Below are 23010 nucleotides of genomic sequence, written 5' to 3'. Positions count from 1 at the left end.
CCGGTTCGGGTTCCGGTGCCGGCATCCGCGGTCGGAGCGGCCACCTGGGGCAAACCGGGGTGATCATGGAGGTATGGACGCCCCCGCCGGTTCGCACCGCAGCCCGCACGGAGACGAGCGGACCGTCACCCGTCGGGGCCCGGCCCCGCCCGCCGCCCGTACGATCTCGCCCGCTGCCCCCTCGCCCACCACCTCTCCGTCCACCGCCCTCACCCGCCGCCCACCCGCCCTGGTCGCCGTCGGCCACGGGAGCCGCGACCCGCGTGCCGCACGCGTGCTCGCCGACCTGGCCGCCCAGATCCGTATCCTGCGCCCCGGGACCGAGGTGGAGGTCGGGTACGTCGAGCTGAACCGCCCCCTGGTGGGCGAGGTGCTGGCGGGACTGGTCGGAGAGGTCGTCGTCGTACCGCTGCTGCTCGCCCGCGGTCACCACGTCAAGCACGACCTGCCGTACGCGCTTGCCGCGGCCGCGCACCTGCGGGGAGCGGTCGCCGCGCCGCTCGGGCCGCACCCGCTGCTCGCCCGCGCCCTGCACGACCGGCTCGCGCAGGCCGGGTGGACCGCCGGCGGCCAGGCGGTGGTGCTGGCCGCCGCGGGCTCCCGCGACCCGGAGCCGGTCCGCGACACGGAACGTACGGCCGCGCTGCTCGCCGCCCGGCTCGGCGGCGTGCCGGTCGTCCCCGCCTACGCCTCCGCCGCGCGCCCCACCGTGCCGCAGGCCGTGGCCGAACTCGCCGGGCGCGGTCTGCGCGAGATCGCGGTCGCGTCCTGCTTCACCGCGCCCGGGCGGTTCGCCGCGCAGAGCGCGGCCGCGGCCCCCTGGATCGTCTCCGCACCGCTCGGCGCCCACCCGGCGCTGGCCGAACTGGTGCTGCGCCGCTACGACGAGGCGTGCGCGGGCTGAGGGCCTGACGTCCGGCAGGGACCGGATCAGGGCGCGGCCGTCCACGGACGCGCCTGACCCCGCGCACCCGCCCTGGCCACCGCTGTCTCCCGCCGGTTTCCGACGCCTTCCCGCCCGTACGATCATCCGTCCGTATGCGGGGGCGGCTCGCACCAGCCGCCCGCCGCTCCGGCCGGTTACCGTCGTCGGTATGGACGGAAACCAGCCGCGCGGCTACACCGAGGCCGACCTGGAGCGCTACGTACCCGAGCCGGACAAGCGGCCCGGGCGCACCGCCTTCCAGCGGGACCGGGCGAGGGTGCTGCACTCGGCTGCGCTGCGCCGGCTGGCCGGGAAGACCCAGGTCGTCGACCCGGAGGCGGGCGGCACCGCGGACACCGACACCAGCCCGCGCACCCGGCTGACCCACTCCCTGGAGTGCGCGCAGGTCGGCCGCGAACTGGGTGCCGCACTCGGCTGCGACCCCGACCTGGTGGAGACCGCCTGCCTGGCGCACGACCTCGGCCACCCGCCCTTCGGGCACAACGGCGAGATGGTGCTCGCCGAGTTCGCCGCGGACTGCGGCGGCTTCGAGGGCAACGCGCAGAGCCTGCGGCTGCTGACCCGGATCGAGCCGAAGCGGTTCACCCGGGCGACCGACCCGGCGTCCGGGGAGTCCGCACTCGTCAGCGTGGGCCTCAACCTCACCCGCGCCGCGCTCGACGCCGCCACCAAGTACCCGTGGCCGCGCGGCGGTCACCCCACCGACCCCGGCTCCCGCAAGTTCGGGGTCTACCCGGACGACCTGCCGGTCTTCGGGTGGCTGCGCCAAGGCGCGCCCGAGGGCCGTACCTGCTTCGAGGCGCAGGTCATGGACTGGGCCGACGACGTCGCGTACTCCGTGCACGACGTCGAGGACGGCCTCCAGGCCGGGCACATCGACCCCCGCGCGCTGTCGGCCGGCCCCGAACGGACCGAGGTCTTCGACTGCGCGCGCGACCGCTACGCCCCGCGCGACACCTCGCCCGCGGAACTCGCGGAAGCCCTCGACCGCCTCCTCGCGCAGCCCTGGTGGCCGCACCACCACGACGCCTCCGCTCTCGGCCAGGCCCGCCTCAAGGACGCGGCGTCCCAGCTCATCGGGCGGTTCTGTCTCGCCGCGGAATCCGCGACCAGGCGGCGGTACGGGACCGCGCCCCTCACCCGCTACGGTGCGGAACTCGTCGTACCGCGCGAGCAGCGCCTCGAATGCGCCGTCCTCAAGGCCGTCGCCGACCGCTACGTCATGCAGCGCGCGGCCCAGGCGCGGCGGCGCGCCGAGCAGCGCGTGGTGATCGGCGAGCTCGCGGAGACGTTGCTCGCCGGCGCTCCCGACGGGCTCGACCCGCAGTTCCGGGCGATCTTCGAGAGCGCGGGTGACGATGCGGGGCGCCGGCGCGCGGTCGTCGATCAGATCGCGTCGCTCACGGATGCCGCCGCGACGAATCGTCTCCGACGGTAACGGGACCCTCCGCGGCGTCCGGTCCTGGCCGCCCCGGGACCACCTCCCGGTGGGGGGTTCTCGCGCAGTTCTCCGCGTCCCTTGTCGTGCTCGGCTCCTCCGCGAAACGAACCTCGCTTCCCCCTCACCCCCGGGGTACCGCCCTCTCGGCCACCTCCATTGCCGCGCCGGCCTTCCGCCCCACCTGCCCCTGCCGGCCGGTTGCCGGACCCCCCGCCGGTGGCCTGCTGGTCGCGCAGTTCCCCGCGCCCCTGTGGGGGTACGCCTCGTCTGCGGCGAGCGGTCACGGCAAGGGGGAACCGGCACTTTTCCGTGGTGATCAGCCACAACAAGGGGCGCGGGGAACTGCGCGACAAGCCCTCCACCGGGGGAAGGTCCGGGAACCGTGCTGGAGGGGCAGGACCGGCGGGTGCCCAGCCCGACAGTGAACGTGCCAGAGCAAAGGGAAGCCGGGGGGATGGGAGGAGCGAGGTTCGTTTCGCGGAGGAGCCGTACATACCCAGGGGCGCGGGGAACGGCGCGACCAGCCCCCACCGGGAGGTGGTCCCGGGGCCGACAGGACCATCCACCCCGGGGGGTCAGGGGCACCGTGCAATGATCAACGGGTGGGACGGACCGGCGCGGCGCCCTTCCCGTCCGGGCCGCCGTGCGGGACGCTCAGCAGGGCAACGGACAACCCGCCGGGGAGGCACACTGTGGTCGACGCGCACCAGACCTTCGTGATCGTCGGAGCCGGCCTCGCCGGAGCGAAGGCCGCGGAGACGTTGCGCGCCGAGGGTTTCACCGGCCGGGTGATACTGATCGGCGACGAGCGCGACCACCCCTACGAACGCCCACCCCTGTCCAAGGGATTCCTGAACGGCAGCGCGGAACGGGACTCCGTCTTCGTGGAGCCGGCCGCCTGGTACGCGGAGCACGACGTCGAACTCCACCTCGGCCAGCCGGTGGTGAACCTCGACCGCGCCGCGCACACCGTCACCTTGGGCGACGGCACCGTCCTGCAGTACGACAAACTCCTGCTCGCGACGGGTGCGGAGCCGCGCCGGCTGGACATCCCGGGTACCGGCCTGGCCGGCGTGCACCACCTGCGCCGCCTCGCCCACGCGGAGCGGCTGAAGCACGTGCTGACCAGCCTCGGCCGGGAGAACGGCCACCTGGTGATCGCCGGCGCCGGCTGGATCGGCCTGGAGGTGGCCGCCGCCGCCCGCGGCTACGGCGCCGAGGTCACCGTGGTGGAACCCGAACCGACCGCGCTGCACGGCGTGCTCGGCCCCGAGATCGGCTCGGTCTTCACCGACCTGCACACCGAGCACGGGGTGCGCTTCCACTTCGGCAGCCGGCTCACCGAGATCACCGGCCAGGACGGCATGGTGCTGGCGGCCGTCACCGACGACGGCACCGAGCACCCCGCGCACGACGTGCTCGCCGCGATCGGCGCCGCCCCCCGCACCGCGCTCGCCGAGGCGGCCGGGCTCACCCTCGCCGACCGCGCCCAGGGCGGCGGCATCGCCGTGGACGCCTCCCTGCGCACCTCCGACCCCGACATCTTCGCGGCCGGCGACGTCGCCAACGCGGAGAACCCGCTGCTCGGGGGCCGGCTGCGGGTCGAGCACTGGGCGAACGCCCTCAACGGCGGCCCCGCCGCGGCCCGCGCCATGCTCGGGCAGCAGGTCAGCTACGACCGCGTCCCGTACTTCTTCTCCGACCAGTACGACCTCGGCATGGAGTTCTCCGGGAACGCCGCCCCCGGGTCGTACGACCAGGTGGTGTGCCGCGGTGACGTCGGCAAGCGGCAGTTCATCGCGTTCTGGCTGAGCGAGGGACGGGTGCTCGCCGGGATGAACGTGAATGTGTGGGATGTCACCGAACCCATCCAGAACCTGATCCGCGACGGCCGCCCGGTCGACCCCGAGGCGCTGTCCGACCCCTCCGTGCCGCTAGCCTCGTTCCTGGACTGACCAGGAGGTTCCTGGACCGACCAGGAACGAACGCGGAGGAAGTACCGTATGCGCACCGCCGTCGTACCCGTCGAGGAGATCTTCGCGTTGCGCTGGGCGGTGCTGCGCACCGGCATGCCGCGCGAGGCCGCCGTCTATCCGGAGGACGCGCGCGCCGACACCTTCCACATAGCCGCCTACGACGACGCGGGCGCGATACAGGCGTGCGTCACGTTCTTCCCCGACCCCCTGCCGGGCGAGGCCGCCCTCGCGTACCGCTTCCGCGGCATGGGCAGCTCCGTCGAGGCGCGGGGAGCCGGTTACGGTGCCGCGGCCCTGCGCGCCGGTCTGCGGGAGGCCGCCGCCCGCGGCGCGCAGGTCGTCTGGTGCAACGGCCGGACCTCCGCGAAGGGTTTCTACGAGCACTTCGGGTTCACCGCCACGGGTGCGGAGTTCCAGTTGGAGCCGAGCGGGCCCCACTACGTCTTCGTGACCAAGGAACTGGGGTGACGCCCCTTCCGGGGCGCCCCCCGCGTGCCTGACGGGCCCGACCTGCCTGACCTGCCCGACCTGCCTGACCCGCCTGGCGTCCTCAACGTCCCCGGGCGGAGAGGGTGAACGCGAGGAGCCCGGAGGCGTCCATGTCCAGCGCGGGTTCGGAGCTCTGCCAGGAGCGCACGTCGTCCGCGTAGGTGCTGCCGTGCCCGGTGAAGGGGGCGAAGGGCTCGCCGCTGGGCGGGCAGGCCCGCATCCCGTCGAGGTAGTCGCCGAGGCCGCCCTCGAACTGGTCCGAGCCGTTGGGCCCGTTGACGATCGCGCCGACCTCCAGCGGCCGCTTGCCGTCCAAGCTGCCCGCCAGGTTGCCGAGTTGGCCGGCGGTGCACTGCGGGAAGGTGGTGCCCTCGCCGACGACGAAGGACGTGCCCCAGGCGTTCGCGCCCAGCACCCAGTCGAGTTGCCGGACGGCGAACCGGTCGAAGGTGTGGTCGCCGGTGGCGGCGGCGTACAGGCGCGCGGTGGCGGCCAGCCCCAGCGTGTGCGAGTCGGCGTCGAAGTCGTCGTAGACCGCGCCCGCGTGGAAGGGGTCGGCCTGTGCGCGGGCCTGGCCGGTGGCGAGTTGGGCCCTGACGTAGCCGGTGAGCTGCCGTGCGGTGGCGGCGAGGCCGGTGGTGTGCCCGGCCGCCTTGGTCGCGCGGGCCAGGTCGAGATCGGCGAGCGCGCTCGTGTCGTACATGTTGAGCGTGTCCGTGTCGGCCTCGCTCTGGTGCCCCTTGGCCCACTTCGTGCCCTGCGCCAGCCAGCCGCCGGCCCGCGGGTCGTGCAATTGCTGTGCGGCCAGGGCGAGTTCGGCGCCACCGAAGGCGAGGTCGTCCTGCCAGCTGGTCTCGGGGTAGTAACCGGCCGGCACGGTGGTGACGAGGGCGCCCGGGTGGGTGTCGGCCAGGCCGTAGATCTGCGCGGCCGTCGCGAGGTAGCCGCGGGCCTTGGCGCGGTCGGTGTGCGCGTAACTCTGCGCGGCGAGCGCGAAGTCGGCGGCGAGCCGGCCGGCCTGGTTGGGGCTGATCTTCGAGCCGGGCGCGCCGGCCGCGAAGACCGGGCGGTTCTTCAGGAACGGGTGCGCGCTGTCGGTGTCGTCCAGCTCCGGCAGCCGCCACACGTCGTGGTCGCCGACGACGCTGCCGCTCTCCGTGCCCGAGCCGAGGCCGACCTGGATGTAGAGGGTCTTCGTGCTGCCGTCCCACATCTTGTCCAGCCAGTCCAGGCCGTACCGGGCCTCGGCGCCCAGCGGGGTGGCGGGTCCGGCGCCGCTGTCCCGGCCGGCGATCTCCAGCGCGGCGACCGCGTAGGAGGTGGTCTCGGTGAACTTCAGGTAGTCGCCCGCGTCGAACCAGCCGCCGGAGACGTCCACCGGTCCGCCGATCCTCTTCGGGGCGGCCTTGATCGTGTCGCTCTCGTCGGGGTCGGTGAAGGTCGGCCAGGCGTAGACGGAGGCGTGCGTGTCGTTGAGGTGCGCGGGCTTGCGGTCGAGCTGCCCGGGGACGGTGCCGGCGCCGTCGCGCTGGGCCTGGAAGAACGCGGCGGTGTCGGTGGCGGGCTTGCCGAAGACGGACTTCGGGGCGCCGATGGTGAAGACGGGCGAGCTGCCGGTGGCGCCGCCGCCGACCACCAGGTGGTAACGGCCCGGTGTGCGGACCGCGTCGAAGCCGATGGCGTACACCGCCTGGTAGGCGGCGTTCCACTTGCCCAGGCTCGGGCCGGTCCGGCCCGCCGCGACCGTACGGCCGCCGGTGCCCACCAGCCGCCAGCGCGCGCCCTTCACCGGGGACCCGGCGAGCAGGAACGCCTCCTTGGCGCCCGTCGCCGCGTAGCCGACCTGGTTCACCCGGACCAGGTCGTGCGGGGCGGCCGCGGCGTCGGCGGTGGAACCGGTCAGCGACAGCGCGGCCAGCAGCCCCGCCGCGGTCAGACCGCTCGCGGCGGCCGTCGTGATCCTGCGCAACCCCGCCCGACGGGCGGTCCCCACTCTGACCGAGGGCATACGGCGGCGTCTCCTCGCGGATTAGGAAAGCTTCCTAACGAATACGGAGGAAGCTAGTGCCGCCCCGCCCCCGGGTCAATGCGTCCGACCCGACGCCTTCCCCCTCTTCCCCCGGCCGCTTCCCTCGGGCCGCGCCGCCCTCACGGCCCCCGGGTCGCCGTCCCGCCGAACCTGTCGCCCCCGGGCCGTAGACTGCCTCCGTGGCAGGAAGGATCAGGGACGACGACGTAAGGGCGGTACGCGACGCCGTCCCGATCGACGCCGTCGTCTCCGACTACCTCCAGCTCAAGAACGCCGGCGGCGGCAATCTCAAGGGGCTTTGCCCCTTTCACGACGAGAAGTCCCCTTCCTTCCAGATCAGCCCGTCCAAGGGCCTTTACCACTGTTTCGGTTGCGGCGAAGGCGGGGACACCCTCGCGTTCGTGATGAAGGTCGACCACCTGTCCTTCACCGAGGCCGTGGAGCGGCTCGCCGCGCGGGCCGGGATCACGCTGCGCTACGAGGAGGGCAGCAGTGTCCCCGGGCGGCAGCAGGGCGAGCGCATCCGGCTGGTGGAGGCGCACCGCACGGCCGCCGCGTTCTACGTGGAGCAACTGGGCTCGGCCGAGGCGGAGATCGGGCGGAAGTTCCTCGCCGGGCGCGGCTTCGACCAGAGCGCGGCCGAGCACTTCGGGGTGGGATACGCACCGGCCGGCTGGGACCACCTGGTGCGCTACCTGCGCGGAAAGGGCTTCAGCGACAAGGAGTTGATCACCTCGGGGCTGGCCTCCGAGAGCCGCAGGGGCGGCGCGATCGACCGGTTCCGCGGCCGGCTGATCTGGCCGATCCGGGACATCACCGGCGAGGTGATCGGCTTCGGCGCGCGCAAGCTGCGCGAGGACGACCAGGGCCCCAAGTACCTCAACACGCCCGAGACGCCGCTGTACCACAAGTCCCAGGTGCTGTACGGGATCGATCTCGCCAAGAAGGAGATCGCCAGGACCGGCCGCGCGGTCGTGGTCGAGGGCTACACCGACGTGATGGCCTGCCACCTCGCCGGCGTGACCACCGCGATCGCCACCTGCGGCACCGCGTTCGCCGGGGAGCACATCAAGATCCTGCGCCGGCTGCTGATGGACAACTCCACCTCGGAGGTGGTCTTCACCTTCGACGGCGACGACGCCGGGCAGAAGGCGGCGCTGCGCGCCTTCGAGGACGACCAGAAGTTCGCCGCCGAGACGTCGATCGCGATCACCCCGGGCGGCATGGACCCGTGCGAACTCCGGCTCGCCGAGGGCGATCCGGCGATCCAGCGGCTGATCGACGGCCGTACCCCGCTCTTCGCGTTCGCACTGCGCTCGATCGTGGCCCGCTACAACCTCGACACCGACGAGGGCCGGGTCGCCGCCGTGGACGCCGCCGTGCCGGTGGTCGCCGCGATCAAGAACCAGGCGCTGCGCGACCGTTACGCGATCCGGCTGGTCGGGATGGCGGGGATCTCCACACAGGCGGAGGAGCAGAGCATGATCCGCCGGGTGCGGGCGATGGCCCGCGCCCGCGCCGCGAGCGGCAACTCCGGCCCCGGGCCCGGCGCGGACTCCGGGCGCGGCGGTCCGGCCCGCGGCCCGTACCGCGGCGGCCCGTCCGGCCCCCAGGAGGGCGGCGACCGCCGGCCGCCGTCCGGCCCCCGGCTCGACCTGCGCAGCCCCGCCCACCGCGTGGAGCGCGAACTGCTCAAGCTCGCGCTCCAGTTCCCCGCCCTGGTCTCCCCGGCCTTCGACGCCTACGGCGAGGACGAGTTCACCGGGCCCCCGTACGCCGCGGTGCGCCGCGCCATCGCCGAGGCGGGCGGCGCGGAGTACGCCGACGGGGAATATCTGCTACGGGTGCGCGATGCCGCGCCCGACGACACCGTGCGCGGCATGGTCACCGAACTGGCCGTCGAACCGGTCATGCACAAGGTCCCCGAGATGTACGCCGGCGAGGTGCTGGTCCGGGTCCGGCTGCTCGCGGTGGACCGCCGGGTGGCGCAGGTCCACGCCACCGGGGCCCGCCTGGCCGCGCAGGGCGTCCCGTCCGACGCTCCCGAGGCCACCGCGGCCGCGAACGAACTGTGGGCCCTCCAGCAGTACGCCCAGCGGCTGCGCGTCAACGGAGCGGCGGCGCTCTAGGCGGCAGGCCGGGCAGCCCGGGCGGCGCTTGACGGTGGCCCGTGCAGCGCTCGCGGCGGGTCGGTCGAGCGGGTCGGGCAGCGCTCGCGGCGGGTCGCTCGGGGCCGCTGCGGCCCGCCCGGGTACCCCGGTGACGGGCAAGTCATACGCGGTGACATGGCGTGAAAAAGGGCCCGCACGACCCTCGTGGAGGGCGGCGTCGTGGGTCACACTGGGGTCCCGGTGCCGAGCCCTCTTTTGAGCCCGACGACGCGCTCACCGCGGAGGTCGCTTCCGTGCGGACACACGCCCAGATCCAGATCACGCCCGACGTGCCGATACCCCCTGCCGTGGCCGAGGTGGTGGTGCGGGAACCCCCTGCGGGCGCCGCGGGCGCCGCGGACGAGCCGCGGGTGCTGGAGCCACCGGTGGAGGAACTGCGGGCGATCGAGTCCCCGTCGGACGAGCCGCGCATCCACCGCGTGGACACCTCCGCGGGGCCGTCCGCCGACCTCTTCCGCCAGTACCTGCGCGAGATCGGCCGTATCCCGCTGCTCACCGCCGCGGACGAGGTCGATCTGGCCCGGCGGGTGGAGGCGGGCCTGTTCGCGGAGGAACGGCTGGCCGCGTTCCCCGATCTGGACTCCCAACTCGCCTTCGACCTGGACCGGTTGGTGGTCCTGGGCCGGATGGCCAAGCGCCGGCTGATCGAGGCGAACCTGCGCCTGGTGGTGTCGGTGGCAAAACGTTACATCGGGCGCGGCCTGACCATGCTCGACCTGGTCCAGGAGGGCAACCTCGGCCTGATCCGCGCGGTCGAGAAGTTCGACTACGCCCGCGGCTACAAGTTCTCCACGTACGCGACCTGGTGGATTCGCCAGGCGATGTCCCGCGCGCTGGCAGACCAGGCCCGTACGATCCGGGTGCCCGTGCACGTCGTGGAGCTGATCAACCGGGTGGTACGGGTGCAGCGCCGGCTGCTCCAGGAACGCGGCTGCGAGCCGACCCTCGAGGAGGTCGCCGAGCAACTGGAGCTGACCCAGGAGCGGATCGGCGAGGTGCTGCGGCTGGCCCAGGAACCGGTCTCCCTGCACGCGCCCGTCGGTGAGGAGGACGACGTCGCCTTCGGCGACCTCATCGAGGACAGCGACGCCGCCTCCCCGGTCGAGTCCGCCGCCTTCCTCCTGCTGCGCGAACACCTCGAAGCGGTCCTGTCCACCCTCGGCGAGCGCGAACGCAAGGTCGTCCAACTCCGCTACGGCCTCACCGACGGCCGCCCCCGCACCCTCGAGGAGATCGGCGCCATCTTCGGCGTCACCCGCGAGCGCATCCGCCAGATCGAGTCCAAGACCCTCAGCAAGCTCCGCGACCACACCTTCGCGGAACAACTCCGCGGCTACCTCGACTGAGCAGGTCGAGGCGGGAGCGGTCAGCGATCACTTCCCCCGACGCGCCGGCGCGGTGGGGGAGCGTGGAGTTCTGCCGTCAGGCTTCTCGTGCGGTGGGTACGGGGTTGGGTACTGTGGGGGCCAAGTGCTAGGGGGCCGCGGGCGGGGCGCATGTGCGGGAGTGCGCTGGGTCCGGTTCGACGGCGTCCGTCGAATGAACGGGAGCCTGTTGACCATGCGCGCACCGATCGCGCTCGTCGCCGTCTGCGTGACGACGTCCACCGCATTGCTGCTTTCCGGCTGTGGCGGCTCGAAGAAGCAGGACAAGATCCAGCAGACGGTGAGCGGTTCGCCGTCCACGTCGGCGACGGCGTCCGCCTCGCCCTCGACGTCGGCTGCCGCCGCCGGGCGCCCCACGATCACGTTCCCGTCCGACGCGCATGACGTGTTCGAGGACCAGCACACGGGCGACGCGACGAAGGACGCGATCCTGGCGGACAACGCCCAGTGGGTCGAGTCCATGGACGACGCGGTCTTCCAGGGGAAAGCGGACACGAAGGCGTTGACCTTCTACGGGGTGGGCATGGGCTACCAGAAGGCGCTCCCCTACATTCACGGCTTCCTGGGAAAGGGGAAGTCCTGGACGGGGACGGTCCGGTTCTTCGACCGTAAGGCGACGCTGCTCAGCCCGGGCAACGCGGCGGTGATCTACTGCTCCGACGAGAGCAAAGCCTTCCCGAAGGACCGGAAGAGCGGCAAGGTCGAACACACCGCGGGGAGTTCGGACGACTACGTGTTGTACAACACGGACCTCAAGAAGAACGCGCAGGGTGTGTGGCAGACCGACAACGTGACGTCATATAGAGGGGCCAAGCAATGCCAACCGTAAGCCCGTGGGTGAGCCGGGGAATAGCCTTGGGCGGCGGGCTGGTCCTTGCTCTGATGCCGGGCATCGCCTATGCAGGATTCGGTGGAACGACGGACGCGGCAGGTCAGAGCAACACGAAGGACCCGTCGGGCCCCTCCATCAACGCAACCGCCGGGGTTCAGTACGACACCTCCAAGAACGGCACTTCCGGTGGCGGGGGCGGTGTGGGGCCGTTGACGCCGACCGGGAACTGGTCGCCGCCCGCGTGCTGGTATCAGCCGACGTACTCGCCGAAGGACATGAAGTCCGAGTCGGAGAAGGTGTGGTCGGAGGACTCGCCCAGCGAGGAGTGGAAGAGCGGGCAGAAGGACCGGTACGTCAACGGGAAGCCGTACAAGAACTTCAACCTGGACCAGCAGGGCAAGGGGTACTTCTGGCAGGGCTACTCGCCGCCGCAGAACGGGGGCATGCCCGGGGCGGACTCCTGCAACGACGAGCCCTTCTGGGTGCCGATCGGCCAGGCGCCGCCGCCGGAGCACAAGAACGCGGTCACCCCCGCGATCCTCGCCGAGTTGGCGTACGAGCAGATCCTGATCCCGCAGGGCACCGCGCGGACGAACCCCGCGGGGACGCAGACGGTGAACCTGCCCACGTGGGTGTGGATGGACGGCGCGGACTTCCACCCGGTGTCGGTGCGGGCGTACCTGCCGGACTACAACGTCGAGGCGACGACGACCGCGACCCCGGTGAGCCTGCAGATCGACCCGGGGACGTCGGACGCGCGGCTCTTCCCGGCGTCGGGTACCTGCAAGGCCGGCGCCGGCAACACGCTGGGCGTGAAGTACACCGACGGCGCGAAGGGCGACCCGCCGTGCGGAGTGACGTATCTGCGGTCCACCGACGGCGGTTCGTACCAGCTCACGGCGACCGTGACGTGGCGGATCAGCTGGACCGGAACCGGGCAGGCCACTCCGAAGCAACTGCCGAGCGGCACCTTCGGGACCCCGCAGGAGGTCACCGTGCGGGAGATCCAGACCGTGAACCGCTGACGGCAGGCGCATCCTCCGCCCGCCCGCCCCCTCGCGGAGCCAACCGCCAGGGGGCGAGCCCGTGTTCAGTCGACCTCGGCCACAGCCTGCGCGAACTGCGCCGAGTACAGGCGCGCGTACGCCCCCTCCTTGGCGAGCAGTTCCTCGTGGGTGCCCTGTTCGACGATCGACCCCGACTCCATGACGAGGATGACGTCGGCGTCGCGGATCGTGGACAGCCGGTGCGCGATGACGAAACTGGTCCGCCCGTGGCTGAGCTTGGCCATCGCGCGCTGGATCAGCACTTCGGTGCGGGTGTCGACGGAACTGGTCGCCTCGTCCAGCACCAGGATCACCGGGTCGGAGAGGAACGCCCGGGCGATCGTGATGAGTTGCTTCTCGCCCGCGCTGACCCCGGTGCCCTCGTCGTCGATGACCGTGTCGTAGCCCTCGGGGAGGGTGCGGATGAAGCGGTCGGCGTGCGCGGCCCGCGCCGCCTCCTCGATCTGCTCGCGGGTGGCGCCCTCGTGGCCGTAGCCGATGTTCTCCGCGATGGACCCGCCGAACAGCCAGGTGTCCTGGAGCACCATGCCTATCGAGGAGCGCAGCTCCTCCCGGGACATCGCGGCGATGTCCGTGCCGTCCAGGGTGATCCGGCCACCGGAGACCTCGTAGAACCGCATCAGCAGGTTCACCAGGGTGGTCTTGCCCGCGCCGGTCGGCCCGACGATCGCCACGGTGTTCCCGGGCTCCACCTTCAGCGACAGGTCGTCGATCAGCGGCTTGTCCGGCAGGTAGCGGAAGTCGACCTTCTCCAGCGCCACCCGGCCGCGCAGCTCCTGCGGGCGGGCCGGGTGCTGCGGCTCGTCGGACTGCTCCTCGGCGTCGAGGAGTTCGAAGACCCGCTCGGCCGAGGCCACCCCGGACTGGATCAGGTTCGACATGCTCGCGACCTGCGTGAGCGGCTGGCTGAACTGCCGCGAGTACTGGATGAACGCCTGCACGTCGCCGACCGACAGCGTGCCGGACGCGACCCGCAGCCCGCCGATCACCGCCACCAGCACGTAGTTGAGGTTGCCGATGAACATCATCAGCGGCTGGATGGTGCCCGAGATGAACTGCGCCCGGAAACCGGACCGGAACAGCGCCTCGTTCTCCTTCTCGAAGACCTCCGCGGACTCCTGCGCGCGGCCGAAGACCTTCACCAGCGAGTGCCCGGTGTACATCTCCTCGATGTGCGCGTTCAGCGTGCCGGTGGTCTTCCACTGCTGCACGAACTGCGGCTGTGCCCGCTTGCCGACCTGGGTGGCCACCAGCAGCGTCACCGGCACGGTGACCAGCGCGACCAGGGCCAGCAGCCAGGAGATCCAGAACATCATCGCCAGCACGCCGATGATGGTCAGCAGCGAGTTCACCAGCTGGCCCATGGTCTGCTGCATGGTCTGGCCGATGTTGTCGATGTCGTTGGTGACGCGGCTGAGCACCTCGCCGCGCGGCTGCTGGTCGAAGTACGACAGCGGCAGCCGGGACAGCTTCTCCTCGACGTCGCGGCGCAGCCGGTACACCGCGCGGTTGATCACCTTCGTCGCGGTGCGCATCTGCAGCACGCTGAGCACGGCCGCGCCGAGGTACACGCACAGCGCGATCAGCAGCACGCCGCCGATCGCACCGAAGTCCATGCCCTTGCCGGGGGTGAAGTCGATGCCCGACATCAGGTCCGCGACCTTGCCGTTGCCGTGCGCGCGCAGCGTGTCGAGCACCTGCTGCTTGCTGGCGCCGTGCGTCTGCCGGCCGATCACGCCGGCGAAGATCAGGTCGGTGGCGTGGCCGAGGATGCGCGGGCCGGTCACGGTCAGCGCGACGCTGGCGGTGCCGAGGGCCAGCACCAGGTACATCCATATCCGGTCCGGCCGCATCAGCCGGATCAGCCGCTTCAGCGAGCCCTTGAAGTCCATGGACCGCTCGATCGGGCCGCCGCCCATGAACCGGCCCGGCCCCGCCATCGGCGCCGGACCGCGCCGCGTGGGCGCCTTCTTCAGCGGGTCCCCGCCCGCGCTCTCGCCGCTCACGCCGCCGCCTCCTGCTCGGTGAGCTGGGACAACACGATCTCCCGGTAGGTCTCGTTGTCCTGCATCAGTTCGGTGTGGGTGCCCGTGCCGACCACCCGGCCCTCGTCGAGGACGATGATGCGGTCCGCGTCGCGGATCGTGGAGACCCGCTGGGCGACGATCACGACGGTGGCCTCGGCGGTCTCCTCCGCGAGCGCGCGGCGCAGCGCCGCGTCGGTGGCGTAGTCGAGCGCGGAGAAGGAGTCGTCGAAGAGGTAGATCTCGGGGCGGCGCACCAGGCAGCGGGCGATCGCCAGCCGCTGCCGCTGGCCGCCGGAGACGTTGCTGCCGCCCTGGGCGATCGGCGCCTCCAGCTCGCCGTCGAGCTTGCGGACGAAGTCCTCGGCCTGCGCGACCTTCAGCGCGTGCCACAGCTCCTCGTCGGTGGCGTCCGGCTTGCCGTAGCGCAGGTTGCTGGCGACGGTGCCGGAGAACAGGTACGGCTTCTGCGGTACCAGGCCGACGGTCTCGGCGAGCAGCGCGGGATCGACCTGGGCGACGTCCTCGCCGTCGACCAGCACCCGGCCGGCGGTCGCGTCGTACAGCCGCGGGATCAGGCCGAGCAGGGTGGACTTGCCGCTGCCGGTGGAGCCGATCACCGCGGTGGTCTGGCCAGGCCGGGCCTCCAGGTCGACCTCGCGCAGCACGGCCACCTCGGCGCCCGGGTAGGCGAAGGTGGCGCCGCGCAGTTCGAGGTGGCCGTGCCGGCGCAGGGCGGTGATCGGCGCGGTCGGCGGGACCACGCTTGAGTCGGTGCCGAGCACCTCCTCGATCCGCTCGGCGCAGACCTCGGCGCGCGGCACCATCATGAACATGAAGGTGGCCATCATCACCGACATCAGGATCTGCATCAGGTAGCTGAGGAACGCGGTGAGCGCGCCGATCTGCATCCCGCCGCTGTCGATCCGGTGCGCGCCGAACCACAGCACGGCCACGCTGGAGATGTTCACGATCGCCATCACGGTCGGGAACATCAGCGCCATCAGCCGCCCGGTGGACAGCGACACCGCGGTCAGCTCGTCGTTGGCGGCGCCGAACCGGCGCTGCTCGTAGTCGTCCTTGACGAACGCGCGGATCACGCGGATACCGGTGATCTGCTCGCGCAGCACCCGGTTCACCGAGTCGACGCGCTTCTGCATGGTGCGGAAGAGCGGGCGCATCCTGCGGACGATCAGGCTCACCGAGACACCGAGCACCGGCACCACCACGAGCAGCAGCGCCGACAGCGGGACGTCCTGGCCGAGCGCCATGATGATGCCGCCGACGCACATGATCGGCGCGGCCACCATGAGCGTGAAGCTCATCAGCACCAGCATCTGGACCTGCTGGACGTCGTTGGTGGTCCGGGTGATCAGCGACGGCGCCCCGAACTGGCCGACCTCGCGGGCGGAGAAGCTCTGCACCTGCGTGAAGACGGAACTGCGGATGTCGCGGCCGACGGCCATCGCGGTGCGCGCGCCGAAGAAGACCGCGCCGATCGCGCACGCCATCTGCACGACGGTCACACCGAGCATGACCCCGCCCAGCCCGACGATGTAGCCGGTGTCGCCCTTGACCACGCCGTTGTCGATGATGTCGGCGTTGAGGGTCGGCAGGTACAGGGCACCGATCGTGGAGAGCAGCTGGAGCAGCACCAGCACCGCGATGGGGCGTTTGTACGGTCGCAGGTGGGACCGTAGGAGTCGGATCAGCACAATCGGGTTCCTCGGGTTGCCTCGGGCAGGGCACGGGCTGGGACGCTGACCGTAAGGACGCGGCGGCCGCCCGGAGGGTTGAGCGACGGATCAACCTATCCTCCGGGATGGCGGCGGCGCACCGGGATAACCCGGATTTTGCCGATCCGGTCCGGGCAGTACGGTGCGGGGGCCGGCCCCGGTGGCCCGCCCGCGTGTCCCTTCGCGGGTCCCGTCCTCCGCCCCGGCCCCCGGCCCTCGCCCCCGCGTCAGCGCAGCGCGTCGAAGGCGCCCGGGTGCGTGTGCTCGCGTACCGACGTGTACTGCTGGCGGACCGCGGTGCCCACGGCCGCGTCGTCACCCGGCTCGAACCGCCTGGCGCCCGCCGACTCCCACTCCGGCGCCTCGCTCTGGGCCTGCGACCCGAGCACCGCGCCGAGCGACCACGCGGCCTGCCGGGCGGCCCCCAGCGCGGCGTACTCCCCGGCCTGCGGCACCACCACCTCGGCGCCGAACAGCGGCGGGGCGATCCGTTGTACGGCGGGCAGTTCGGCGGCCGCGCCCAGCAGGAACACCCGGCGCACCTCGACGCCCTTGCCGCGCAGCACGTCCAGCGCGTCGGTCAGCGCGCACAGCATCCCCTCGAACGCGGCCCGCGCCAGGTGCTCCGGCTTCATCGAGTCGCGCCGCAGCCCGCTGAGCGTGCCCGCGGTGTGCGGCAGGTCGGGGGTGCGCTCGCCCTCCAGGTACGGCAGCAGCACCAGCCCGTACGCGCCCGGCGTGGAGGTCAGCGCCAGCTCGGACAGGCCGGGCAGGTCGGTGCCGAGCAGTTCCGCGGTGCCGCGCAGGGTGCGGACCGCGTTGCGGACCTGGAGCAGCGGCAGGTGGCGGCCGGTCGCGTCGGCGTACGAGGTGATGGTGCCGGTCGGGTCCTTCAGCGCCTCGTGGTGCACCGCGAAGACGGTGCCGGCCGCGCCGAGCGAGACCACCGCGTCGCCGGGGCCCAGGCCCAGGCCGAGCGCGGCGGCCATGGCGTCGCCGGTGCCGGCCGAGATCAGCAGGCCCTCGGGAGTCTGCCCGGCGGGCTCGGCGGGGGCGAGCACCTCCGGCAGCCGGACGCTGTGGCCGAGGGCGCGCTCCACCAGGTCGGGGCGGTACTCGCCGGTGGCCGCGGACCAGTAGCCGGTGCCGGACACGTCGCCGCGGTCGGTGGTGCGGCGCTCGGGGCGGCCCAGCAACTGCCAGACCAGCCAGTCGTGCGGGAGCATCACCTCGGAGACGCGCTTGGCGGCGGCCGGTTCGTGCTGGGCCAGCCAGCGCAGCTTCGCCACCGGGTGCGACGCCTGCGGCACCGCGCCGACCGCCTCGGCCCAGCCGGCCGGGCCGCCCAGCTCGTCCACCAGGTCCGCGGCCTGCACCTGGGCCCGCTTGTCGCCGCGCAGCAGCGCCGGACGCACCATCACGCCGCCGGCGTCCAGCGCCAGCATGCCGTGCTGCTGCCCGGCGATGCCGATCGCCTGCACGCCCTCCAGCACCCCGCCGGTCGCCGCCTCGCCCAGCGACAGCAGCCACGCCTGCGGGTCGATCTCGGTGGGCTTCTCGCCGTCGTCGAGGGGATGCGGGGCGTGGCCCTGCCGCACCACGGCCCCGGTGTCCGTGTCGCACACGACGATGGTGGTGCCTGTGGTCGAGCTGTCTATACCGGCGACTTTCCCCATGCCGCCGATGATGCCGTACGGCGGGCCCGGCGCGCGCCCCTCCCGGGGATCACGAAGGGGGACGAATGCCCGCGGGGGCGGCAGAGCGGACGGGTCCGCACACGTCCGGGTACGGTCGCGGACCCGATCGGGTGCGGAGCGGCGTTCACCCGGAGGCGTGTACGGACATGCGGGCGCGCGGGGCCCGGGCCGGGTACGGCCGGGCGCCCGCGCGACGGGACGGGGGAGCGGCGGGTCAGGTGTTCGAGGTGCCCCAGTCGCTGTCGGGCGCGTTGCCGTTGCGGCCCGCGCGCATCTTTCCGGCCAGGGCGTCGGGCATCCGGTCGCCGACCTTCGCCGTCACCGTCTCCTTCGCCTTGCCCGCGGCGGTACGGCCCTGCTGCATCGCGGACTCCGCGGTGTTCCGCACCGCCGGGTTCTGCGCGAGCTTCCGGGCGGCCTCCCGGATCTGCTCGTACCGCTCCCGCCCGGCACGCGCGCCGAGCACGAAACCGACCAGGGCTCCGGTGATGAACGTCAGCCGGTAGCGCATGGCTCCACCCTTCCTAACTCCGGTTCTGCCGGACCTGTGGCGCGCCTACCCTGCGTCGCCGGGGGCAACCCCGTGCAAGCAGTTGGCGGAGCACCCCCCTGCTTGCGCTAATGTATGTGTCGCACCGAGAGCGCGCCTTCCGGGAGGACCCTGGGGGGTGCATTCGGTGCATGTAGCGCGATCCCCTGTAGCTCAATTGGCAGAGCAGCCGGCTGTTAACCGGCAGGTTACTGGTTCGAGTCCAGTCGGGGGAGCTGATCCCCTGTAGCTCAATTGGCAGAGCAGCCGGCTGTTAACCGGCAGGTTACTGGTTCGAGTCCAGTCGGGGGAGCGCGGAATCAGGACCCTTCGGGGTCCTTTTTCGTCCCCGGGCCGCTGTCCCGCCCTCACCTCCGGTCGCGTCGCGTCCACCTGACGACGCGTCCGTACACCCGCGAGGGCGACAGATCGTATGAGCGGCTATGCTGCGGCAGACGGCGCGCACGGCACGCCGCACGGGGCGGTAGCTCAGCCGGTTAGAGCAGCGGACTCATAATCCGTCGGTCGTGGGTTCGAGTCCCACCCGCCCCACCCTGCCGGCCTTCCCCGCCACCCGGACCCACCTGCGGAAACCGCTCTGCCGAGCCTTCTCGCGGAGGCCTCCGCGGGACCCTCGAACGGCCGATGAGCCCCAGGTGAGCGCGGGGGTCCCGCCTCCCCCGATCGGACGAGTCCACGGGACGGGCCGGGCGGCGCGGTTCGAGGCGTCGCTGGCGAGGCCCCGTACGACGGGGTCCGGACTGACCGCCACGGCGCCGCCGCAGGAGCGGAGCGGCTGATCGACATCCTCGACGCGCAGCCGTCCGTGAAGGACCCGGCGGTCCCCGCACCCGATGTCGCCGGCCCCACCGCCACCCTGTGCGCCGACGCGGGGCGGTCGCGCCGTATCCCACCGCTGCCCTCTCCCGCGCCGGCCGACTCGACCTGCGCGGAGTCCACTTCGGCTATCCCGGCGCCGGCGGGACCGTGTCGCGGAACGTCTCCTTCACCGCCGCCCCCGGTGAGGTGGTGGCGGTCACCGGGCCGAGCGGCGCCGGCAAGTCCACGCTGCCCGCGCTGCTGATGCACGACGACGTCTCCTTCACCCGGCTCTCGCCGCGCTTCACCAGGCGGTCCGGCGGCCGGCTCCAGCGCATCGCGATCGCCCGCGCCCTCGTGCGCGACACGCCCGTCCTCGTCCTCGAAGAGCCGACCACCGGACTCGACCCGCGCGCGGCCCACGACCTCCTCCCCGCGCTGCGTGGCCCGTCCGCCGGCCGCACCACCGTCATCGTCAGCCACGACATGAGCCTCGCCGCCCTCGCCGACCGCGTGCTGGTCCTCGACGAAGGACGCCTCGCCGAATCCGGCACCCACACCCAACTGCGCGCCCGGGGCGGCCTCTACGCGAGCGTCCACGCCTGGGCGCCGCTGCCTCGGGTCCGGGCGGGTCCCAGGCGGTCGCTCACCTCTGCTTGCTGTACAGGCGCAGGGCGATCGGGGCGCAGACGAGGGCGAGGAGGGCGGTGGCGGTCAGGGACCAGGTGACCGCGCCGGCGGTGTGGCCGGTGTCGTTCATCAGGTCGCGGGCCGCGGTGGCGACGTGGCTGAGCGGGTTGACGCGGACGACGGCCTGGAGCCAGCCGGGCATGGTGCCGGGCTGGACGAAGATGTTGCTGGCGAACGAGAGCGGCATGAGGACGGCGTTGGCGATGCTGATGACGACCGCCGGGTCGCGGACGAGCAGGGCGACCGCGGCCCACAGCAGGGACAGCGACAGTCCGAAGGCGACGACGAGGGCGATGGCGGCGAGCACGCCGGGCACGCCGCCGTCGGCGCGGTAGCCCATGGCCAGGCCGAGGCCCACCACGATGGCGGAGGCGAACAGGTAGCGGGCGGCGTCGCTGAGCAGGCCCCCGAGCACGAAGGCGCCGCGCCAGATCGGCAGGCCGCGGAAGCGGTCGAAGGCGCCGCTGCGCACGTCCTGGGCGAGGCGGCCGCCGCCGTACATGGTGACGATGGCGATGCTCATGCTGAGCACCCCGGGCAGCAGGATGGTGAGGTAGTCGCCGGTCGAGCCGCTGATCGCGCCGCCGAACAGGTAGGTGAACAGCACGGTGAACAGGATCGGGATGGCGGCCGAGTCCACGAGCTGCTTGGGGTCGTGCTTGACCTTGAGCATGGCGCGCCGGCCGAAGGTGGCCGAGGCGGTGAGCGCGGAGGCGCGGCGGGAGGAGCGTCCGGCGGCGAGCAGGGCGTCGATCGGGTCGGCCGGTGCGGGGGTGGGGCGGGCGGAAGAGGCGGAGGTGGCAGCGGGGGAGGCCGAGGCGGCGGAAGTGCTCATGCGGTCGGGTCCTTGCGGTCGTCGGCGGTGGCCGGGCCGGCCGGGTGGCCGGTCAGCGCGAGGAACGCCTCGTCGAGGCTGGGCCGGCCGAGGGAGAGGTCGGCAACGCCCACGCCGGCATCGGCGAGCCGGGTCATGGCGCGCCCGACCAGCAGGCCCATGTCCCGTGCCCCGTCCGTGCTTTGCGCGCCCGGCGCCCCGTTCACGCCCCGCGCCCCGTCCGCGTCCTGCGTGCCCTGTGCGCCTTGCGGGTCCGGCCGGGTGGCGAGCGATACGGACAGGGCGAGCGGGTCGGCGGCGAGCCGGATCGTGCCCTCCAGGCTGCCGGCCAGGATGTCGCGGGCCTTCGGACGCTGCTCACCGTCGAGGAGCCGCAGGTGCAACGTGCCCGAGCCGACCCGGGACTTGAGTTGGGCGCTGGTGCCTTCGGCCACGATCCGGCCGTTGTCGATGACCGCGATCCGCTCGGCGAGCTGGTCGGCCTCTTCGAGGTACTGGGTGGTGAGCAGCACCGTGGTGCCGGCCGCGGCGACGTGGCGGACCAGCTCCCACACCTGGTTGCGGCTGCGCGGGTCGAGACCGGTGGTCGGCTCGTCGAGGAAGAGCAGGTCGGGGGTGACGACCAGGCTGGCGCCGATGTCGAGCCGGCGGCGCATGCCGCCCGAGTAGCCGCCGACCGGCCGCCCGGCCGCCCCGGTCAGGTCGAACGCGGCGAGCAGGTCGTCGGCACGCCGCCTGGCGGCGGCCCGGGTCAGGCCGTGCAACCGGCCCAGGACCAGCAGGTTCTCGTATCCGGTCAGGTCCTCGTCGAGGGAGGCGAACTGGCCGGTCACCGCCACCCGGGCGCGGATCGCGTCGGCCTCGGTCACCACGTCGTGGCCGAGGACGCGGGCGGTGCCGGCCGAGGGGCGGGTCAGCGTGGCGAGGATGCGGATCGTGGTGGTCTTGCCGGCTCCGTTGGGGCCGAGGAACCCGAACACCTGGCCGCGCCGGATCGTGAGGTCGATCCCGTCCAACGCCCGGCTCTCGCCGTAGACCTTGACCAGGCCGCGTGCCTCGATCGCCGGATGGTCGTCTCCGCTTCCGGGTGCTCCACTCCAGCTTTTCTTTGACATGCCGTAAGAGTTGGCTAACTCTGTCGGCTTGTCAAGGTTGCGGTCGGGCGCATATCGTCGCGGCATGGCCGACCCGCACGACCCGTACGACACCCCCGCGCCGCACGACATCCCCGCACCGCCGCCGCCGTCACGGCGCCGCCGGGCCGACGCCCGGCGCAGCATCGACGCGATCCTCAACGCGACCCGGGTGGTGCTCGGCGAGCGGCCCGACGCGAGCATGGAGGACATCGCCGCCGCGGCCGGCGTCACCCGCCAGACCGTCTACGCGCACTTCTCCTCGCGGGAGGTCCTGGTCGCGGCCCTCGTCGAGGTCGCGTCCGCCGAGTTCGCCGCGCTGCTCGACGAGGCCGCTCTCGAGACCGCCCCGCCCGCCGACGCGCTGACCCGGTACCTCGACGCCGGCTGGCGGTTCCTCGACCGCTACCCCCTCCTGCTGCACTCCGCCACGGCCCAGATCCCGCGGCCCGCCGACGACCCCCACGACTTCGTGCCCCCGCGGCTCGCCCGGCTCATCCAACGCGGCCAGTACGCGGGCGACTTCGACCTGGCGCTGCCCGCGGACTGGCTCGCCGCCGCCATCCTCGGGCTCCAGCACACCGCCGTGGACCAGGTCGCGGCCGGGCTGCTGACCAACGACAAGGCGGCGGAGCTGTGTGCGGAGAGCGCGCTGCGCCTCTGCGGCGGTCAGGCACAGCCGTAGCCCCATTCGTAGCCGTGCCGTAGCCGTAACGGCGCGGGGCGGCCGTCGCGCCGCCTCGGCCCACCAGGACCCGGACCCGGGACAGGCCGGGGTGCGTCAAGGCTCCGCCGTGCGTCTGCTCGGGCAAAGGGAGTTGCGCCCTGGGTCAATCCGTTTGCGCCCGTGGCCGAGGACCGGTCCCGGCTGCCCGCAGATGACTGGTCGCCCCGTCATGTGGGGCGGTGGGTGGGGAGGTGGCGCGCGGTGCGGATCGTATGCGTCGACGGTGGTCGCGAGTGGGACGTGGAGGTGCGCTTCGGCGGGCCGGACGCCACCCTCGCCGATCCGGCCGCGGCGGTCGGGCTGCCGGGCCGGGTCATCGGGGTCGACGGCCGGGTGGCATCGCATCGGCGCCCGGTGGAGATCGGTGCGGAGATCGGTGTGGTGATTCGGTGCGTGGACCGGTGCGGAGATCGGTTCGGGGTCGGCGTGGGGGATCGGTTCGGCGGAACCGCGACGCAGGACGACGCCCATTCCCCGCTCCGCG

The 23010-nt window shown here is 72.8% G+C and carries 17 protein-coding genes and 3 tRNA genes; 13 read left to right on the top strand and 7 right to left on the bottom strand.

Annotated elements, in window-relative coordinates:
- Positions 1–73 precede the first annotated feature (73 nt).
- The 4 genes from OG370_RS13100 (at position 74) to OG370_RS13085 (ending at position 4831) form a co-directional block, all read left to right on the top strand.
- On the top strand, positions 74–904 hold the full coding sequence (locus OG370_RS13100) for a sirohydrochlorin chelatase (RefSeq protein ID WP_328463773.1): 831 nt from the start codon (positions 74–76) through the stop codon (positions 902–904).
- Between the two features lie 190 nt (positions 905–1094).
- Complete coding sequence (locus tag OG370_RS13095; RefSeq protein ID WP_328463771.1) at positions 1095–2384, top strand: deoxyguanosinetriphosphate triphosphohydrolase; 1290 nt, start codon at positions 1095–1097, stop codon at positions 2382–2384.
- A 695-nt stretch (positions 2385–3079) separates the two neighbouring features.
- Entirely contained in the window at positions 3080–4342 is a 1263-nt protein-coding gene (locus tag OG370_RS13090; RefSeq protein ID WP_328463769.1) for an NAD(P)/FAD-dependent oxidoreductase, read from the top strand.
- A gap of 48 nt (positions 4343–4390) precedes the next feature.
- The gene (locus OG370_RS13085; protein ID WP_328463767.1) at positions 4391–4831 is read left to right on the top strand and encodes a GNAT family N-acetyltransferase; all 441 of its coding nucleotides are present in this window, start codon (positions 4391–4393) and stop codon (positions 4829–4831) included.
- Between the two features lie 82 nt (positions 4832–4913).
- On the opposite strand, the gene OG370_RS13080 is transcribed toward OG370_RS13085, so the two are convergent.
- Positions 4914–6860, bottom strand: a complete 1947-nt coding sequence (locus tag OG370_RS13080; protein ID WP_328463765.1) for a glycoside hydrolase family 9 protein — start codon at positions 6858–6860, stop codon at positions 4914–4916.
- A gap of 200 nt (positions 6861–7060) precedes the next feature.
- Here OG370_RS13080 and dnaG point away from each other — a divergent pair, with 200 nt between their 5' ends.
- The 4 genes from dnaG (at position 7061) to OG370_RS13060 (ending at position 12294) form a co-directional block, all read left to right on the top strand.
- Positions 7061–9010: a DNA primase gene (gene dnaG / locus OG370_RS13075; RefSeq protein WP_328463763.1), complete on the top strand. Its 1950-nt coding sequence runs from the start codon at positions 7061–7063 to the stop codon at positions 9008–9010.
- Positions 9011–9171: 161 nt separating this feature from the next.
- Positions 9172–10398 carry an RNA polymerase sigma factor gene (locus tag OG370_RS13070; protein ID WP_443060659.1) on the top strand — a complete coding sequence of 409 codons (1227 nt, stop codon included), beginning with the start codon at positions 9172–9174 and terminating at the stop codon, positions 10396–10398.
- A gap of 214 nt (positions 10399–10612) precedes the next feature.
- Positions 10613–11266, top strand: a complete 654-nt coding sequence (locus tag OG370_RS13065) for a hypothetical protein (protein WP_328463761.1) — start codon at positions 10613–10615, stop codon at positions 11264–11266.
- Entirely contained in the window at positions 11254–12294 is a 1041-nt protein-coding gene (locus tag OG370_RS13060) for a hypothetical protein (protein WP_328463759.1), read from the top strand. The genes OG370_RS13065 and OG370_RS13060 overlap by 13 nt, the downstream gene beginning before the upstream one ends.
- A 65-nt stretch (positions 12295–12359) precedes the next feature.
- Here OG370_RS13060 and OG370_RS13055 read toward each other — a convergent pair whose 3' ends face one another.
- The 4 genes from OG370_RS13055 to OG370_RS13040 all read right to left on the bottom strand — a co-directional run bounded on the left by OG370_RS13055 (position 12360) and on the right by OG370_RS13040 (position 18304).
- Positions 12360–14276 (bottom strand): ABC transporter ATP-binding protein, encoded by a 1917-nt coding sequence (locus tag OG370_RS13055; RefSeq protein WP_328474052.1) that lies wholly within the window; start codon positions 14274–14276, stop codon positions 12360–12362.
- Between the two features lie 62 nt (positions 14277–14338).
- A complete protein-coding gene (locus OG370_RS13050; RefSeq protein WP_328463757.1) occupies positions 14339–16075 on the bottom strand; it encodes an ABC transporter ATP-binding protein in 1737 nt (578 codons plus the stop codon).
- 248 nt (positions 16076–16323) lie between these two features.
- On the bottom strand, positions 16324–17772 hold the full coding sequence (locus OG370_RS13045; protein WP_328463755.1) for an FGGY family carbohydrate kinase: 1449 nt from the start codon (positions 17770–17772) through the stop codon (positions 16324–16326).
- Positions 17773–18007: 235 nt separating this feature from the next.
- Complete coding sequence (locus OG370_RS13040) at positions 18008–18304, bottom strand: YtxH domain-containing protein (protein WP_328463753.1); 297 nt, start codon at positions 18302–18304, stop codon at positions 18008–18010.
- Between the two features lie 181 nt (positions 18305–18485).
- Between OG370_RS13040 and OG370_RS13035 the strand changes: the two genes are divergently transcribed.
- From OG370_RS13035 to OG370_RS13020, 4 genes are all read left to right on the top strand, one after another.
- Positions 18486–18558 (top strand) — tRNA-Asn (locus tag OG370_RS13035).
- Positions 18559–18562: 4 nt separating this feature from the next.
- Positions 18563–18635: transfer RNA gene (locus tag OG370_RS13030), tRNA-Asn, on the top strand.
- Between the two features lie 165 nt (positions 18636–18800).
- A tRNA-Ile gene (locus OG370_RS13025) sits at positions 18801–18874 on the top strand.
- Positions 18875–19201: 327 nt separating this feature from the next.
- Positions 19202–19870 carry an ABC transporter ATP-binding protein gene (locus OG370_RS13020; RefSeq protein WP_328463751.1) on the top strand — a complete coding sequence of 223 codons (669 nt, stop codon included), beginning with the start codon at positions 19202–19204 and terminating at the stop codon, positions 19868–19870.
- Here the strand turns inward: OG370_RS13020 and OG370_RS13015 are convergent.
- Together OG370_RS13015 and OG370_RS13010 are read right to left on the bottom strand one after the other, a co-directional pair.
- Entirely contained in the window at positions 19788–20666 is an 879-nt protein-coding gene (locus OG370_RS13015; protein WP_328463748.1) for an ABC transporter permease, read from the bottom strand. The genes OG370_RS13020 and OG370_RS13015 overlap by 83 nt on opposite strands.
- Positions 20663–21781, bottom strand: a complete 1119-nt coding sequence (locus OG370_RS13010) for an ATP-binding cassette domain-containing protein (protein ID WP_328463746.1) — start codon at positions 21779–21781, stop codon at positions 20663–20665. Before OG370_RS13010 ends, OG370_RS13015 begins: the two co-directional genes overlap by 4 nt.
- Before the next feature lie 64 nt (positions 21782–21845).
- Here OG370_RS13010 and OG370_RS13005 point away from each other — a divergent pair, with 64 nt between their 5' ends.
- On the top strand, positions 21846–22484 hold the full coding sequence (locus OG370_RS13005) for a TetR/AcrR family transcriptional regulator (protein ID WP_328463744.1): 639 nt from the start codon (positions 21846–21848) through the stop codon (positions 22482–22484).
- Positions 22485–23010 lie beyond the last annotated feature (526 nt).

The organism is Streptomyces sp. NBC_00448 (assembly GCF_036014115.1).
Taxonomy (GTDB): Bacteria; Actinomycetota; Actinomycetes; order Streptomycetales; family Streptomycetaceae; genus Actinacidiphila.
This window is presented reverse-complemented; position numbering and strand designations above follow the sequence as displayed.